We start from the raw sequence: 16,958 nt of genomic DNA, 5'->3' as shown, positions 1-16,958 counted from the left end.
TGGTTGGGTGCCGCGGATGACACAAGCTGAAAAAACTGTGCGATTTCCGTATGGAAACCTGTTTCAATCCCCGCGAAAGTGGTGGAAGATTTGGGACAGGAATTTCCAGGGATCAGTTTCGTTGCGCACATCCATTTGCCTGTTGCTCGTCTCGGTAAGCGGACTCATCGTCGCCAGTTTCATTCCGACCGATGCGGATTGGCTGTTCCTTCTGGCGCTGATTTGCGTGATGGCCAGCGCCATCCTGTTCATACGGGCCTGGTTCAGCTGGCGCAGAGCCAACACATGGATCATCGTGGATGGCTCGAACGTCATGCACTGGAAAGACGGCACCCCGGATCTGGACACGTTGAAGAAGGTCCTTGAAACTTTGAAGCAGGCCGGATTCAAACCGGGCGTCATGTTCGATGCGAATGTCGGGTACAAGGTCGAAGGTGATTATATGGACGACCGGATGCTGAGCCGCGCCCTGGGCCTACGATCCAGGCAGGTCATGGTGGCCCCCAAAGGAACACCCGCCGACCCGCTGATCTTGCAGGCGGCGCGGGACAGCCAGGCGCGCATCGTCACAAATGACCGGTTTCGGGATTGGGCGGACGAGTATCCGGATGTGTTGAACGCGGATCGCCTCGTGAAAGGCGGCTTTCAAAAGGGTGAACTTTGGTTCTCACTCTGAGGCGGGATCGGTCCACCTGTCCGGAAAACACTGCTTGGTACGCCTGTCCGGTATACAGATAGGGCCAGTTTGCAAGAAAAACATGCGCACCTTTGGACGTGTTCCTCTTTCCCTTGCCCTTGCCTGCAATATGTTGCACCACACACGGGTTCATACCCGGTGAACGGGCCAAAGGATAAGGACTAGGCGCATGGCTGACGGATCGATCGATATCAACGCAAAACCTACCGAGGATATCTCGGTCCGTGACGTGTTCGGCATTGACAGCGACATGGCGGTGAAGGGTTTTGCCGAAGCGACAGACCGTGTGCCCGCCATCGACCCGACCTACAAGTTCGATCCGGAAACCACGCTGGCGATTCTGGCGGGCTTTTCCCATAACCGCCGCGTCATGATCCAAGGCTATCACGGCACCGGCAAATCGACCCATATCGAACAGGTCGCCGCCCGTCTGAACTGGCCCGCCGTTCGTGTGAACCTGGACAGCCATATCAGCCGGATCGACCTGATCGGCAAGGATGCGATCAAGCTGCGCGACGGCAAGCAGGTGACCGAGTTCCACGAAGGCATCCTGCCCTGGGCGCTGCGCAACCCCGTGGCCATCGTGTTCGACGAATATGATGCGGGCCGCGCCGACGTGATGTTCGTCATCCAGCGTGTGCTGGAGCATGACGGCAAGCTGACCCTGCTGGACCAGAATGAGATCATCACCCCGAACCCGAATTTCCGCCTGTTTGCCACCGCCAACACGGTCGGTCTGGGCGACACCACGGGCCTGTATCACGGCACGCAGCAGATCAACCAGGCGCAGATGGACCGCTGGTCGCTGGTCTCGACGCTGAACTATCTGAGCCACGACGCCGAGACGATGATCGTTCTGTCGAAGGCACCGCATTACAACACCGCCGAGGGCCGCAAGACCGTCAGCCAGATGGTCACGGTCGCCGACCTGACCCGAACCGCCTTCATGAATGGCGATCTGTCCACCGTCATGAGCCCGCGGACCGTGATCAACTGGGCCCAGAACGCCGAGATCTTCCGCAACGTGGGCTATGCGTTCCGCCTGTCCTTCCTCAACAAATGCGATGAGCTGGAGCGTCAGACCGTGGCCGAATTCTATCAGCGCTGCTTCGATGAGGAGTTGCCTGAGAGCGCCGCGAGCGCAAGCTTGGGGTAAGCACCCGAATTGCGCCCGTTCCGGGCGCAATGCCTCCGGCGGGGATATTTTTGGCCAGATGAAGTCGGATCCATTACAGTTTTCAACGCCGGGCAGGTCATTTTGATGAGGGCTTAAGGACATGGCACAGAAGAACGACAACCCTGCTGATCCGTTCAAGAAGGCCCTGGCCGAAGCAACCAAGGTCATGGCCGATGATCCCGAGCTGTCGGTGACTTATACGGTCGACCCTTCGGGCATGTCGGGCGAGTCGATGCGGCTGCCACAGGTCTCGCGCCGGATGACGCGCGAAGAAGTGCTGTTGGCGCGTGGCACGGCGGATGCCTTGGCGTTGCAGCGCAAGTATCATGACGACGCGACCCATGCGCGCTATGCGCCACCGGGTGATATGGCGCGGGATCTGTACGAAGCGATGGAGACCGCCCGCTGCGAAGCGATGGGCGCGCGGGACATGCCGGGCACCGCCAGCAATATTGACGTCAAGATCGGGCATGAAGCGATCCGGCGGGGCTATGATCAGTGCAAGCAACCCGCCGATGCCCCTCTGTCGATTGCAGCAGGGTACCTGATCCGACATCTGGCCACCGGGCGTGATCTGCCCTCTGCCGCTGATAATATCATGAACCTGTGGCGTGGGTTCATCGAAGAGCAAGCTGGCGGAACGCTGGAAAATCTGGACGAAATCCTCTCGGATCAGGCGGAGTTTGCCAAATTCGCCCGTCAGGTGATCAAGGATCTTGGATATGGCGACCAGCTTGGGGAAGACCCGGACGAGCTGGACGACGAACAGGAAGACCAGGCCGAGGAAGACGCGGAGGAACAGCCCGATCCCGACAGCACTGGTCAGGATGATCAGGACGAACAGGACGCGGACGCAACACCTGAGCAGACGCAGGAAGAGCAGCAGGATCAGTCTCAGGCCCAGGTCTCGATGGACGAAATGGCCGAAGACGAGATGGGCGACGAGGCTGAGATGCCGGATGGCGAGGCGCCGCTGGAGCCGCCTGCCCCGCCGCCCGCATCCGAAGCGGATCCGGATTACAAGGTCTATCTGGACACCCATGACGAAGAGATCGCCGCCGAGGATCTGGCGGAACCGGCCGAGCTGGAACGTCTGCGGGCCTATCTGGATCAGCAGCTGGAGCCCTTGAAAGGGGCGGTATCGCGTCTGGCCAACAAGCTGCAACGCCGCTTGCAGGCGCAGCAGAACCGCAGCTGGGAGTTCGACCGCGAGGAAGGCATTCTGGACGCGGGCCGATTGGCACGTGTGGTCGCGAACCCCACCACTCCGCTGAGTTTCAAGGTCGAAAAGGACACCGAGTTCCGCGACACGGTGGTGACTCTGCTGCTGGACAATTCGGGGTCGATGCGGGGTCGTCCGATTTCGATCGCGGCCATTTGCGCGGATGTTCTGGCGCGGACGCTGGAGCGGTGCAACGTAAAGGTCGAAATTCTGGGCTTTACCACGCGGGCGTGGAAAGGCGGTCAGGCACGTGAGGCATGGCTGAACGATGGCCGCCCGCAGCAGCCGGGCCGTCTGAACGACCTGCGCCACATCATCTACAAGGGCGCGGACGCCCCTTGGCGTCGTGCGCGGCCCAATCTGGGGTTGATGATGAAAGAGGGCCTGCTGAAGGAAAACATCGATGGTGAAGCCCTGGAATGGGCACATCGCCGGATGCTGGCACGGCGCGAGCAACGCAAGATCCTGATGGTGATCTCGGACGGCGCGCCGGTCGATGATTCGACACTGAGCGTGAACCCGGCCAACTATCTGGAAAAACACCTGCGCGACGTGATCGCGATGGTCGAAAAGCGCAAGATGGTCGAACTTTTGGCCATCGGGATCGGCCATGACGTGACCCGGTATTACGACCGGGCCGTGACGATTACCGACGTAGAGCAACTGGCCGGCGCGATGACCGAACAACTGGCAGCTCTGTTTGACAGCGACCCGCGGGCGCGGGCGCGGGTCATGGGGATGAGAAAGGCCGGCTGAGGCTGATCTTTTGCCCAGCGGGCCAATTTCGCCGAAGGCGACGCGTTTTTCGTTGCTGATCATCGGCCTGTTCAGGCGGGGTGTTCCCGTCTGGACATTTTTTGAAATGCGCCTCAGGGTCACGCACGAATGCTGTGAATGAGGCCGCCCATGTTCCAATCCTTCGAAGTGACCGCCCGCCCGGAACAGGGGCCACCGCGGCTGGCCGCCTTGCGCGAACAGATGGTGCAAGAAGGGCTGGACGGGTTTCTGATCCCGCGGGCGGATGCGCATCAGGGAGAGTATGTCGCGGCGCGCGATGAACGTCTGGCCTGGCTGACCGGGTTCACGGGCTCGGCCGGGTTTTGCGCCGCCCTGCGCGACGTGGCCGGAGTTTTCATCGACGGGCGGTATCGTACCCAGGTCAAGGCACAGGTTGCCGAAGATTTCACCCCGGTCCCCTGGCCCGAGGTAAGCCTGAGCGCCTGGCTGAAACAGCAGTTGCCCAACGGCGGCAAGATCGGTTTTGATCCGTGGCTGCATGCGGCGGGGCAGATTTCCGACACATTGAGTGATCTGGATGGATCGGGCATCGAACTGGTGAGATGCGAAAACCTTGTGGACCGGATCTGGCCAGATCAGCCGGCCCCACCGATGAACCCGGTCAAGGCCCATCCGATCGAGTTTGCCGGGGAAGGAGCGGACAGCAAGATCGCCCGTCTGGCCGAAGACCTTAGGCGGGCCGGGCACACGGCAGCGGTGATCACCCTGCCGGATTCGATCATGTGGCTGTTGAATATCCGTGGGTCGGATATCGCCTATAATCCGGTGGCCCACGGCTTTGCCATTCTTCATGCAGGTGGTCAGGTCGATCTGTTCATGGCGGCAGAGAAACTGGCCGGGGTGCGGGATCATCTGGGTTCTCAGGTGACTTTGCGCGCTGTGGGCGATTTTCTGGATGCGGTTGCGGCTCTGGCCGGTCCGGTGCAGGTGGATGCCGCTTCGGTGCCTCAGATCGTGGCGGATGCGCTGGGGGATGCGATGACGGATGGTGGTGATCCCTGCGCCCTGCCCAAAGCCTGCAAGAATCCGGCTGAAATCGCGGGCAGCGCCGAGGCGCATTTACGCGATGCGGTGGCGGTCACCGAGACGTTGTGCTGGCTGGACCAACAGGCCCCGGGCAGCGTGACCGAAACACAGGTTGTCACCCGGCTGGAGGAAAACCGGCGCAAGGACAATGCGCTTCAGGACATCTCGTTCGATACCATTGCAGGCACGGGTCCGAACGGCGCGATCATGCATTACCGCGTGACGGAAGAGACTGACAGCCGGTTGGAAAACGGACATATGCTGGTGCTGGACAGTGGCGGGCAGTATCTGGACGGCACCACCGACATCACGCGAACCATCGCTATCGGTGACGTCGGAGCCGAGGAAAAAACCTGCTTTACCCGGGTGCTGAAGGGCATGATTGCCATGTCGATGCTGCGCTGGCCTGCCGGCCTTGCCGGGCGGGATATCGAATGTGTGGCCCGCGTGCCGCTGTGGTCCGCGGGACAGGATTTCAACCATGGGGTCGGACATGGGGTCGGCGCCTATCTGAGCGTGCATGAAGGGCCGCAGCGGCTGTCGAAAGTCAGCCATGTACCGCTGCAACCCGGCATGATCCTGTCAAACGAACCCGGGTATTATCGGGAAGGCGCATTTGGCATCCGCATCGAGAACCTTGTGGTGGTCGAAGAGGCGCCTGCCCTGCCCTCTGGCGACGCCGAACGCGCAATGTTGAACTGGCGTACCCTGACCTTTGTGCCGATTGACCGCAGGCTGATCATGGTCGATATGTTGACGACCGACGAACGCGACTGGCTGAATGCCTATCACCGCGACGTTGCGGAAAAAATCCGCCCAAGGCTGGGACATGACGCGCAACTGTGGTTGGATGCCGCAACTGCTCCGGTCTGACACTGGTCTGTTACATAGAACAGGCAGAGGGGTGGCCCTGATACGACGACGGAAGGAAATGGAATGGCTGAGATCACGATCCGGAAAGCGCCGGGCAAATGGACTGTCCGCTCGGGCGGTGCGATCCTGGGCGAAACGAACAACGCGCTGGAACTGCTTGAAGGCGACAAGGATCCCGTGATCTATTTTCCGCGCAACGATATTGCGATGGCGTTTCTGGATCGGACCGACAAGGTGACCCACTGCCCCGGCAAGGGCGACGCGACGCATTTTTCCATCGTCAACAAGTCATCCGTAACCGCCAATGCGGTCTGGAGCTATGAGGATCCGATTCAGGCGGTGGCCGAGATCAGGGACCATCTGGCATTTTATCCGGTCGAGTCGGTAAAGGTGGAGCAGATTTAACGCCAGCCCCAGCGCCCACCTCACGCAGCTGTGGCATGCACGTGAGCGGTATTTGCGGCACACTTGCTCCGGGGTAACACCGGAGGCTTCCATGGCGATGTCACGTCGCGGTTTTGCTGGGATGATCGGGGCTGGTGCAATGGCACCCGACGCGCTTTGGGCGCAGCAGGATCCGGTTCTGGAGGCGTTGCACAGCACGCTGAACGGGCGTCGGACCGCGTTTGAGGCGCAGATGGCGTATCTGAAGGACCGCGGCCAGCCGGATGTTGTGGCCGGGTTGCTGACCGCGATGCGCTATGCCGACAGGCGGCGGGATGAGATTGTCGAGGTGATGGAGGCCCTGACCGGGCAGCGCCATGGCAACGACTGGTTCGCGTGGATGCTGTGGCAGGAACGAAACCCGCAGATTGTCCCTCATCCTTCGCTGATCCCGTTCAAGCGCGAAGTTCTGTTGGGGATCGACCCGAATTTCGATCTGTTCCTGCGGTCTGAGTATCTGCAACGCGGCAGGATGAAGATCCGCCTGGAAGAGATCGCCTGGGGCGGTGTGTACAAGGATGGCATTCCGTCGCTGGACAACCCAACCCTGATCTCGGCTTCGAATGCGGGGTATCTGAAGGGCGATGATCTGGTGTTCGGCGTCGCCATCAACGGCGATGAGCGCGCCTATCCCCTGCGGATCATGGGATGGCACGAGATGTTCAACGAGGTGATCGGAGGCGTGCCCGTGGCGCTGGCCTATTGCACGCTTTGCGGGTCGGGCATCCTGTTCGAAACCCAGGTGGCGGGGCGGCGAAAGCCGTTCATTTTCGGGTCGTCAGGTTTCCTCTATCGCTCGAACAAGCTGATGTTTGACCGCGAAACGCATTCGCTGTGGAACCAGTATACCGGCAAGCCTGTGGTCGGGCCTTTGGCCAACAGCGGCATCACGTTGAAACAGCGCCCGGTTGTGATCACGACATGGGACAGCTGGAGGACCTCGCATCCCAAAACCCGTGTTCTGTCGCTGAACACCGGGCATCGGCGCAATTACGGATCAGGGGTGGTTTATCGCGACTATTTCGCCTCGAGCGAGCTGATGTTCCCGGCCACTGTGGATCAGTCCCTGCATCGGCAGAAGGATTACATCTTTGCCGTGCGCCAGTTTGGTGCCGCCCGCGCCTGGCCTCTGGATGTGTTCAAGGGCAAACCGGTGATCAACGATGCAATCGGCCAGACACCTCTGGTTCTGATTGGCGATCCCAAAGAGCGCAGCGTGCGGGCCTATGAACGAAAATCTCATGTGTTCCGGGCGACGCAAGACGGATTGCAGGATAGCGCGGGGAATGATTGGACCGTCACGGAAGAGGCTTTGATCGGGCCGGATGGCACGCGTTTGCCTCGGGTCGCCGGGCATATATCGTACTGGTTTGCGTGGGACAATTACATGGGCGACGCAGCCAGCGTGTATGGTGAGTGAAACTCAGGAATGCTCTTCTGCAGCCGTGGCCGCAAGCGCCCTGTTATACGCCTTGAGAGCATCGACGTGATAGAGCGCGCCAACCGGTGTTTCGGATCCGTCTTTTTCCAGAATGATAACCGGAATGCAGGGGATGTCGTCACGATCAAAGTAGGGCATGGCGGCTTCCAGCGTGGCGCTGGCCTGAATGCACAGGCCCTGGTCGATCAGCCCCTGTGCCTCTTCCTTCGTGATCGACCGCGGATCCCCAAGCGGGCGCATCACGGCCCCGGCGCGAAGCATTGCCAGCAGATACGCCTGCGGCCCCGCGGCCAGGTGGACATCGCGTCGTTCCAGCTGGGTCAGGAAGAACGACCTGTCCACCAGGCGCGAGGCCAGCGCAGTGGACATGGACACACTGACCATAACCGCAAGACCGATCTGCCAGTCGCCGGTCAGTTCAAAAACGATCAGAGTGGTCGAGATGGGCGCCCCGAGCACCGCCGCAGCCACGGCACCCATACCGGCAAAGGCATAAAGCGTGTGCGTGCCCGACACATCCGGCAGCAACCCGGTGGCGATAAGCCCGAAGGCCAGCCCGGTCAGCGCGCCGACCATCAGAGAAGGCGAGAAAACACCGCCACCCATGCGCCCGCCCATGGTAATCGCCACCGCAACCGTTTTGGTCACCGCAAACAGGATGGCCGTGGTCAGCACCAGATCACCGGTCAGGGCGCGAATCGTCGTCTCGTACCCCACGCCGATGATATGCGGAAACCAGATCGCCATCAGCCCCAGCATCGCCCCGGACACCGCAGGGCGCAGCCAGCCCGGAATTGACAGACGGTTCTGGATATGGCTGCCGATATCCTCGGCAAAGAAGATCGAGCGCATCAGCAGCAACGCGACAAGTCCGCAGATCAGGCCCAGGATCAGGAAGGCCGGAAGTTCGACATAGAATTGCAGCGATCCCGGCGTCTCGAGCGTGAACTCGGTAACGTCGCCATATTCCAGCCGGTTGATCACCGTTCCCGCGACCGAGGCGATGACGATTGGTGCAAAGGCGTGAACGGCGAAGTGGCGCAGTACGACCTCGAGCGCGAACAATGCCCCGGCGATGGGGGCGTTGAAGCTGGCCGACACGGCCGCAGCGACGGCGCAGCCCAGCAGGTCACGGCCCGTGATCCCATCCGCATGTATGCGGTTGCTGACCCATGTGGAGATGACCCCGGCCATATGCACCACCGGGCCTTCGCGCCCCGTTGACCCGCCCGAACTGAGCGTGATCAGCGAGGCGAAAAACGACGCGATGCCCGCCTTGACCTCGACCCGCCCGTCAGTGATGGCCGAACCTTCGATCACGTCGGCAACCGACCGGACGCGGCCGTCATTGGTGAACCGGTTCAGGATCACACCGACGATCAAACCGCCGATGATGGGAATGATCAGAACCATGAACCAAGGCAGTTTCTCGGCGTGGCTGTGCAGCAGCAGGATGTCATCGGTATCGTAAAGATAGGCCTGCAACGCACGGATGGCTTTGCGGAAGCCAAGCGCCATGAAACCCGCTGCGATCCCGATGGCCAGCGCGATGAACCAGAACTGGATCTGGCTTGGCCCCCGGCGCAGCATGACCCGCCACGCATCCTTGATCGCGGCCAGAGCCTGATTGAACTGGTTGCGCAGAACGGTGCGGGTCGATTGGGTCATTGGCCCTCGGGGATCATCACTTAACCCTTAGTAAGCCACGGAGCGTCCATATAAAAGTGAGATAGCGACAGTGTGAGCACCAATTCACGCCATCGCCCCATCAGGCCTGCAACAGAGCCCGGGCGGCGGCACGGGCTTCTTCGGTGATGGTATCGCCGGCCACCATGCGCGCGATCTCGTCCACCCGATCCGGTTCGGCCAGAGGAATGACGGTGGACAGGGTTTGCCCGTTGGTGACCTGCTTCTGCACCCGCCAGTGATGCGCCGCCCGCGCGGCGACTTGCGGAGAGTGTGTGACAACCAGAACCTGCCCGCCCTGCGCCAGCGACGCCAGCCTGCGCCCGACCGCATCAGCGGTTGCCCCACCGACACCGCGATCGATCTCGTCAAAGATCATCGTCCGGGCACCGTCGTCGCCAGACAGGCAGACCTTGAGGGCCAGCAGGAAGCGGCTGAGTTCACCCCCCGAGGCGATCTTGTTCAACGGCCCCGCCGGCGCACCGGGGTTGGTGGCCACGGTAAAGGCCACCGCGTCGGTGCCTTCGGGGCCGGGTTCAGCCGGGGTGATTTCGGTCTGAAACACAGCACGTTCCATCTTGAGCGGGGCCAGTTCCGCCATGACGGCCGCGTCAAGCCGCCCGGCGGCCGCCTTGCGCGCAGCGCTGAGATCGGCGGCGGCGGCGTCATAGGCCTGTTGCGCCGCTTCTACGGCTGCTCGCCTGTCTGCCAGGTCGGCATCTCCTGCCTCCAACCGGTTCAACCGGTCACGCAGAGTGTCGGCAAACGAACCCAGATCATCCGGGGCCACGTCATGTTTGCGGGCCAGCGCCCGGATGGCAAACAGGCGTTCCTCGGCCTGTTCCAATTCTGCCGGATTGAAGTCCAGCGCCTGAAGGCAGGCATTCACGCCATCCTGCGCCTCGCCCAATTCGATCATCGCGCGCCCGAGCGCTGCTATCGGTTCTTCCAACTGGCCGCCCGCATTGTCCGAGGCACCTTCCAGCCAGCGGATGGCGTCGGACATGGCCCCTTCCGCCCCGTCCCCTGACAACAGGGCAAAGGCTCGCGCAACATCGTCGCGAATCCGCTCGGCCCCTTGCATCATGCGGCGGCGGGCATCCAGTTCGGCATCCTCACCGGGTTGCGGGTCAAGCTGGTCAAGCTCGGCGACCGCGTGGCGCAGGAATTCTTCCTCGCTGCGGACGGCAGCCAGAGCGGCCTCGGTCTCGGCCAGCGCCTTGCGGATACGGGACATCGCGGCCCAGGCGGTTCGCACGTTTGACAGCTGCTCCGAGACCTGTGCAAATTCGTCCAGCATCGCCCGATGACCACGCGGGTTCAGCAAACCGCGGTCATCATGCTGTCCGTGCAGTTCTATCAGGGTCTCGGACAGCGCCCGCAGCACCTCACCCGAGCACCGGCGATCATTGACCCAGGCGGTCTTGCGCCCCTCGGCAGTGTTTACCCGGCGCAGGATCAGTTCTTGCCCCCCCGGCAAACCGGCTTCGGCCAAAACCGCATGTGCGGGATGATCGGCAGAAAGCTCGAACTCGGCGACGACCTCACCCTGCGCGGCACCCTGCCGCACCAGTTCGGCCCGACCGCGCCAGCCAAGCACGAAGCCCAGTGAGTCCAATAAAATCGATTTGCCCGCACCGGTTTCGCCGGTCAAGGCGTTCAAGCCCGGCTGAAAGCCCAGTTCCAGCCGGTCGATGATCAGCATATCGCGGATATCAAGGGCGCGCAGCATGAGGTCTTCAGCGTCCCGGACCCGAGGCCATCGCGATTACAACCATTCACCTTTGATGGTCTGACGATAAATCGTGCTGAGCCAGTTGTTACCGCGGCTCTTGAGATCAAGCCCGCGAGAGGTCAACAGTTTGTACGCATCGTCATACCATTCCGAGGACTGGTAGTTGTAACCAAGAATGGCACCTGCGGTCTGCGCCTCGTCCAGCAGGCCAAGCGACAGATAGGCCTCGACCAGACGATACAGTGCCTCGGCGGTGTGGGATGTGGTCTGAAAGTCTTCGACCACGACACGGAACCGGTTGATCGCCGCGATATAGTGATCCTGACGCAGGTAATAGCGCCCGATCTCCATTTCCTTGCCCGCCAGATGGTCGAAGGCCAGATCGAATTTCAGAACCGCCGATGTGGCGTATTCGCTGTCTGGATAGACCTCGATCACGGTCCGCAGAGATTGCAGCGCCTGGAAGGTCAGGCCCTGGTCGCGCCCGACTTCGTCAATCTGGTCGTAATAGCTGAGCGCCAGCAGATACTGCGCATAAGCCGCATCTTCATCCGTCGGATAGAAGTCGATATAACGCTGCGCCGCCGCACGGCTTTCTTCGTAATTCTGGTCCGAATGGAACGAAAACGCCTGCATGATCAGCGCACGCTTGGCCCAGTCGGAATACGGATACAGACGTTCGACTTCCGAGAAATACCACGCCGCGTCGTCCGAGCGATTCTGCGACAGTTCGTATTCACCACGGGTATATATCTGTTCCGGCGTAAACCCTTCCAGGTTCTGTTCACGGTCCGCGCCCTTGCGACCAAAAAGGCCGCCGGCGTTGCCGCATGCCGTCAAAACTGCTGCCAGAAGAATCGCACCCGCGAATCTGACTGCCGCTTTGCTGCCAACCATACCGCCCATCCTTGTCGTCTTGCTTAATGGGGTTTGCCCCGATTTGAGCCATGGTCTAGCACAGAAAATTCCGGTGCAAAACGCCTTATGCGACTTCTGGTGCAAATGTCGTCAGAGTTGATCTGATCAGGCCACTTCGGGGATTTCGTTGACGACAAGCCCCTGCCCCGGCAGGCGCGCGGCCTGTTCAGGCGTACACAGCACCGGACGCACGGCGCCCGGCGTTTCGAACAGGTTGCGCAGCAATGTGTTGGTCAGCGAATGACCCGACTTGTTTCCGGTGAAGTGACCCAAGATCGGCCCACCAGCCAGATAGAGATCACCCAGGGCGTCCAGCATCTTGTGGCGCACCGCCTCGTCGACCCGGCGGAAACCGCCCGGTGTCAGAACTTCGACGCCCTGAACGACCACGGCATTTTCAAGCGTGCCGCCCAAAGCCAACCCGTTTCGGCGCATCGCCTCGACATCCGTGCGACGGCAGAACGTGCGACAATCGCTGAGTTCGCGCGCGAAGGAACCGTTGCGCATGTCCAGCGTCTTGCTCTGGCTGCCGATGGCACTGTCTTCGAAATCGATGTGGAAGTCGATGATCAGCCCGTCAGCAGGTGCTATGCTGGCGCTGGCCCCTTCACGGGATGCGGTGACGGTTTTCAGAACCTCATAGGCCAATACCGGGCTGGCCTGACGGCGCACGCCCCTGGCCATGATGCCACGCACGAAGTCAATCGAGGACCCGTCCATGATCGGAACTTCGGGACCGTCGATCTCGATGAGCGCGTTGTGCACGCCACACCCGGCAAGAGCAGCCATGATATGTTCGACGGTGGAAACCGAAACGCCGGCATCATTCACCAGTCGCGTACAAAGCGGGGTCCGTTCGACCACATGGTAGAGCGCCGGAATCATCGCATCGCCCAGTTGAATATCCGTCCGCTTGAACCAGATGCCGTGACCCGCTGCCGCCGGTTTCAGGATCATGGTCGCCGGCTTGCCGCTGTGCAGCCCGACGCCTGTAAACGTGACCGGAGATTTGAGCGTATGTTGCAAAATGGGCCTCGGTGAGTGGTGTCCAGCCTGCTTGGGCCGTGTTGGACACCCAGTTAAGGAAGCCCGCGTCAAGGCTCAACTCACTCTTTGCAACCGATTGAAACATGTATGTAACAGATCGGCAAAACCCTGCTTACATGCCTGCAACATACTGTTAATAAACGATTAAGGGCCGCCAAATGGCAGCCCCTTGAGTGGATTTTGTTACCGCGATCAGTTGGCTTGACGGCGCAGGAAGGCCGGAATTTCGATACGGTCCTGATCCGGATCGGCCTCTTCCTGAATCGGCGCGGTAGCCTCGGACTGTCGCAAAACGGGCTGCTGCCGCGGCGGTTGGGCCGGTGTATCCGAGGCATGACCGGTCATCCGATCGATCAGACGATTGAAGCCGAAACGCGACCGCTCCTCGGGTTCCGGCTGCGAAACCGCTTCGGGTTGGCGGGGCGCTGCCGGACGCTGCTGCGCCGACGGAACCTTCTGCACAGCGGCCTGCAAACGCTGCAATGCTTCGGGCGACGGGGTGCCGGCGGCATGTCCGCGCGGCGCCACGAATGCCTCGGGCGCGGGTTCAACATGCTCGGGCTGCGGTTCGAACTCGGCCACACGCGGCTGATAGGCGGGTGGCGGCAAGCCGTCATCGTCACGCTCGTCGCGCGGCTGGAATTGCGGTTGCGCCGGCTCTTCAGCGGCTTCGAACAGCGAAGGTTCGCGGTTTTCTTCCGGTTGCGGGGCGGGCTCTGCTGCGTCGGCAGCTATCCGGGTTTCTTCCTGAATATGCTCTTCAGCCGAAACCGTGCGGGTCAGCGGTTCGGACATCGAACGGCGGGCCACCGGGACTTCGGTCGTTTTTTCGCTGGCGTCGATGCCGGTCGCGACAACCGACACGCGCATTCCGCCTTCCATGGCGGTATCCAGCGTCGAGCCGACGATGATATTGGCCTCGGGGTCCACTTCCTCTCGGATGCGGTTTGCGGCTTCGTCCAGTTCGAACAGGGTCAGGTCGTGCGACCCGGTGATGTTGATCAGCACGCCCTTGGCGCCCTTGAGGCTGATTTCGTCCAACAGCGGGTTTGCAATAGCCTTTTCCGCCGCCTGGATGGCGCGGTCTTCACCTGTTGCCTCGCCGGTACCCATCATCGCCTTGCCCATCTCGTCCATCACGGCGCGAACGTCGGCAAAGTCGAGGTTGATCAGGCCGGGGCGCACCATCAGGTCGGTCACGCCTTTGACGCCCTGATACAGAACGTCGTCAGCCATCGAGAACGCCTCGGTAAAGGTGGTCTTTTCATTGGCCAGGCGGAACAGGTTCTGGTTCGGGATGATGATCAGCGTGTCGACAACCTGCTGCAATGCCTCAACGCCGTCTTCGGCCTGACGCATCCGCTTGGCGCCTTCGAACTGGAAGGGCTTGGTGACGACACCGACGGTCAGAACACCCAGTTCGCGGGCGGCCTGCGCGATGATCGGAGCAGCGCCCGTTCCGGTACCGCCGCCCATACCGGCGGTGATGAAGCACATATGCGCGCCGGCAAGGTGGTCCACGATCTGTTCGATGCTTTCCTCGGCGGCGGCCGCGCCGACGGTCGGGCGGGCCCCTGCCCCCAAACCTTCGGTGACCTTCACGCCCAGTTGCACCCGCGCCGAAGACTGGCTTTGTTGCAGTGCCTGCGCGTCGGTGTTGGCGACCACGAAATCAACGCCGTCCAACTGTTTTTCAATCATGTTGTTGACGGCGTTCCCGCCTGCACCGCCAACGCCAAATACTGTAATCCGAGGCTTCAGTTCGTCGTGCCCGGGCATCGAAAGATTCAATGTCATGCTCTGTCCGCCTGTATTTATGTCCCGCCAAAGCGGTGTTTTTCTTACCTATCCTTGGTCGATTCTAGCGGCCTGATGCCAAAAGGTCACGTCAAAAATCGCGTTTTCCCACAAAATATGGAGGAAATAAGGCAGAAACCGGCGGCATTTCGCAGGTCATGCCAGATATAGCGGAAACAACGGCGACCATCACTAGACAACCGGCATGAACGCGAGGACACATTCGTTCATCGCGCTCTGATCAACTGTCATCTACACTGCGGAAAACTGCTCAGGTCCTGCCGCGAGGCCTCTTTCGGGCCTTGTGGATATCTTGAGGGATAAATCGACACGCTGCAACCGGTTTCTTTAGCTGAGCGGAGCACCTGGGCAGTTCAGGCCGCGCTCGGTCATGGAGCGCACTTCCTGGATTTCCCCATCGACGAAAGAGGCAAGCCGCACCATCAGGCGGCCTTCGTGCAAAAACGGCCACCAGCAGACCGGAATGCCGTCCGGGTCATTGTCGTACAGAAAACACAACTGACCGTTAGGCGTCGTGATCTGCCCGTAGACACAGCCCTGCCCCTCTTCGCGCCAGACCGAGACTCTTCGGTTCAGGAACTGTTCCGTTCCGACCAGACCGCCGCTGCGAATTTCGTAGAACGTGAGGGTTTTGCCGACAGCCGCATCCAGAAACGCCTCGGGCGTGATCATGGTCTGGGCCGATGCCCAGCACGGCAGCAGGGCCGCGCCCAGCGCAACCCCGCGCAGGTGCCTACCAATTGTCACGGAACCACCGCACGGCGCGCTTGAACGGGCGCGCGGCGTAGGTGTCGACCGGGATTTCAAAATCCCACCATTCGTCCTGTGGATGGGCCGCAAACAGACTGAGGCCGACAGCGGATGAGAACCCGGGCCCGGTGGCTGACTGCGGCAGGCCATGCACGCGCAAGGGGCGGCCCAGGCGCACGCGCTGACCGAGGATGCGCGTGGCCAGCCCGTCCAGCCCCATGATCTGGCTGCCACCGCCGGTCAGTACGATCTGCTGGCTTGGCATATGTTCAAACCCGGCGGCGTCAAGCCGGACGCGGACCTCTTCAAGAATTTCCTCGACACGCGGGCGCATGATGCCGATCAGCTCGGCGCGGCTGACGGTGCGGCGGTCGTGCTCCCAGTCGCCGGTGTCACCACCGATATCAATCATATCCCTGTCGTCGGCGCCGGTGGCATGAACGCCACCATTGAATGTCTTGATCCGTTCCGCCACGGCGGCAGGCACACCCAGGCCCATCGAGATATCAGCGGTCACGTGGTCGCCGCCCATGCGCACGCAATCGGCATAGATCATGTGCTTCTTCATGAAGATCGAAACGCTTGTGGTGCCGCCGCCCATGTCGATACAGGCCGCGCCCAGTTCCTGCTCGTCTTCGACCAGAGCCGAGATGCCCGAGACATAGGCCGAGTTGGCAATACCCGCGAGTTCAAGATCGCAGCGCTTGATACAGCGCACGATGTTCTGGATCGCTGACGAATCCACGGTCAGCATATGCATGTCGACCGCAAGGCTCTGGCCCATCTGCCCGCGCGGGTCGATCAGGCCCGAACGGTTGTCGAGCGCGAAATTCACCGGTTGAGCATGCAGCACTTCGCGCCCGTCGCCATAATCCGGCACGTCGCAGGCGTTCAGAACGCGGCCCACTTCGGCCTCGGTCACGATCTGACCGTCCAGATCGACTTGTGCATCCAACCCGTAAGAGCGCGGGTTCGCGCCCGAGAAACAGGCGATCACATGGTCGACGCGGATATCGGCCATCTTCTGTGCGGCCTGAAGCGCGGTGCGGATGGCGCGTTCGGTTTCCTGCATGGCGGTGACTTCGCCGAACTGGACGCCCCGCGACCGGGTGGTCGCGGCGCCGATGACGCGAAAGCCCGTCTGCCCCGCCATGGAGCCGATGGTGTTGTCCTCGCTCAGCCGACCTGTTCCGTCAAAACGCAGCACAAGACAGGCGATTTTCGAACTGCCCACATCCAGAATCGCAATCACACCGCGTTGCAAAGCCTGCCGCCGCATCTGACGCATGGCGCGTTGGGACTGATAAAGATCGGTCATCATGGTCG

At 61.3% G+C, this 16,958-nt stretch carries 13 protein-coding genes; 6 read left to right on the top strand and 7 right to left on the bottom strand.

From position 1 onward, the window contains the following. Window positions 1–121: 121 nt before the first annotated feature. The 6 genes from AC2FFD_RS02865 (at window position 122) to AC2FFD_RS02840 (ending at window position 7,657) form a co-directional block, all read left to right on the top strand. Window positions 122–676, top strand: a complete 555-nt coding sequence (locus tag AC2FFD_RS02865; protein ID WP_480683923.1) for an NYN domain-containing protein — start codon at window positions 122–124, stop codon at window positions 674–676. 190 nt (window positions 677–866) lie between these two features. Next, complete coding sequence (cobS, locus tag AC2FFD_RS02860) at window positions 867–1,853, top strand: cobaltochelatase subunit CobS (RefSeq protein WP_209832541.1); 987 nt, start codon at window positions 867–869, stop codon at window positions 1,851–1,853. Window positions 1,854–1,974: 121 nt separating this feature from the next. Then, a complete protein-coding gene (gene cobT / locus AC2FFD_RS02855; RefSeq protein WP_170343730.1) occupies window positions 1,975–3,852 on the top strand; it encodes a cobaltochelatase subunit CobT in 1,878 nt (625 codons plus the stop codon). Between the two features lie 150 nt (window positions 3,853–4,002). Further along, window positions 4,003–5,793 carry an aminopeptidase P family protein gene (locus tag AC2FFD_RS02850; protein ID WP_496871847.1) on the top strand — a complete coding sequence of 597 codons (1,791 nt, stop codon included), beginning with the start codon at window positions 4,003–4,005 and terminating at the stop codon, window positions 5,791–5,793. Between the two features lie 63 nt (window positions 5,794–5,856). Continuing rightward, window positions 5,857–6,198: a DUF427 domain-containing protein gene (locus AC2FFD_RS02845; RefSeq protein ID WP_257599073.1), complete on the top strand. Its 342-nt coding sequence runs from the start codon at window positions 5,857–5,859 to the stop codon at window positions 6,196–6,198. A gap of 91 nt (window positions 6,199–6,289) precedes the next feature. Continuing rightward, complete coding sequence (locus AC2FFD_RS02840; RefSeq protein ID WP_496871845.1) at window positions 6,290–7,657, top strand: DUF3179 domain-containing protein; 1,368 nt, start codon at window positions 6,290–6,292, stop codon at window positions 7,655–7,657. Between the two features lie 3 nt (window positions 7,658–7,660). On the opposite strand, the gene AC2FFD_RS02835 is transcribed toward AC2FFD_RS02840, so the two are convergent. The 7 genes from AC2FFD_RS02835 to ftsA form a co-directional block, all read right to left on the bottom strand. Continuing rightward, entirely contained in the window at window positions 7,661–9,346 is a 1,686-nt protein-coding gene (locus tag AC2FFD_RS02835) for a chloride channel protein (RefSeq protein WP_170343726.1), read from the bottom strand. A gap of 100 nt (window positions 9,347–9,446) precedes the next feature. Next, complete coding sequence (gene recN, locus AC2FFD_RS02830; RefSeq protein ID WP_496871841.1) at window positions 9,447–11,096, bottom strand: DNA repair protein RecN; 1,650 nt, start codon at window positions 11,094–11,096, stop codon at window positions 9,447–9,449. A gap of 36 nt (window positions 11,097–11,132) precedes the next feature. After that, a complete protein-coding gene (locus AC2FFD_RS02825) occupies window positions 11,133–11,996 on the bottom strand; it encodes an outer membrane protein assembly factor BamD (protein ID WP_170343724.1) in 864 nt (287 codons plus the stop codon). Window positions 11,997–12,122: 126 nt separating this feature from the next. Next, window positions 12,123–13,043 (bottom strand): UDP-3-O-acyl-N-acetylglucosamine deacetylase, encoded by a 921-nt coding sequence (lpxC, locus tag AC2FFD_RS02820; RefSeq protein ID WP_496871838.1) that lies wholly within the window; start codon window positions 13,041–13,043, stop codon window positions 12,123–12,125. 213 nt (window positions 13,044–13,256) lie between these two features. Then, window positions 13,257–14,861: a cell division protein FtsZ gene (gene ftsZ, locus AC2FFD_RS02815; protein ID WP_496871836.1), complete on the bottom strand. Its 1,605-nt coding sequence runs from the start codon at window positions 14,859–14,861 to the stop codon at window positions 13,257–13,259. 348 nt (window positions 14,862–15,209) lie between these two features. Then, window positions 15,210–15,629 carry a hypothetical protein gene (locus AC2FFD_RS02810; RefSeq protein ID WP_496871835.1) on the bottom strand — a complete coding sequence of 140 codons (420 nt, stop codon included), beginning with the start codon at window positions 15,627–15,629 and terminating at the stop codon, window positions 15,210–15,212. Then, window positions 15,616–16,950, bottom strand: coding sequence for a cell division protein FtsA (ftsA, locus tag AC2FFD_RS02805; RefSeq protein ID WP_170344711.1), 1,335 nt, complete (start codon window positions 16,948–16,950; stop codon window positions 15,616–15,618). The genes AC2FFD_RS02810 and ftsA overlap by 14 nt, the downstream gene beginning before the upstream one ends. Between the last annotated feature and the right edge of the window lie 8 nt (window positions 16,951–16,958).

The organism is Ruegeria sp. YTSC002, assembly GCF_059609845.1.
Note: the sequence above shows the minus strand (reverse complement) of the source record. Positions and strands in the feature narration are given on the sequence as shown.

Bases quoted from the DNA above. Each gene is read 5' to 3' on its own strand.
- cobS (WP_209832541.1), top strand. From the start codon at position 867: ATGGCTGACGGATCGATCGATATCAACGCAAAACCTACCGAGGATATC.
- cobT (WP_170343730.1), top strand. From the start codon at position 1,975: ATGGCACAGAAGAACGACAACCCTGCTGATCCGTTCAAGAAGGCCCTG.
- AC2FFD_RS02850 (WP_496871847.1), top strand. From the start codon at position 4,003: ATGTTCCAATCCTTCGAAGTGACCGCCCGCCCGGAACAGGGGCCACCG.
- AC2FFD_RS02845 (WP_257599073.1), top strand. From the start codon at position 5,857: ATGGCTGAGATCACGATCCGGAAAGCGCCGGGCAAATGGACTGTCCGC.
- AC2FFD_RS02840 (WP_496871845.1), top strand. From the start codon at position 6,290: ATGGCGATGTCACGTCGCGGTTTTGCTGGGATGATCGGGGCTGGTGCA.
- AC2FFD_RS02835 (WP_170343726.1), bottom strand. From the start codon at position 9,346: ATGACCCAATCGACCCGCACCGTTCTGCGCAACCAGTTCAATCAGGCT.
- recN (WP_496871841.1), bottom strand. From the start codon at position 11,096: ATGCTGCGCGCCCTTGATATCCGCGATATGCTGATCATCGACCGGCTG.
- AC2FFD_RS02825 (WP_170343724.1), bottom strand. From the start codon at position 11,996: ATGGTTGGCAGCAAAGCGGCAGTCAGATTCGCGGGTGCGATTCTTCTG.
- ftsZ (WP_496871836.1), bottom strand. From the start codon at position 14,861: ATGACATTGAATCTTTCGATGCCCGGGCACGACGAACTGAAGCCTCGG.
- ftsA (WP_170344711.1), bottom strand. From the start codon at position 16,950: ATGACCGATCTTTATCAGTCCCAACGCGCCATGCGTCAGATGCGGCGG.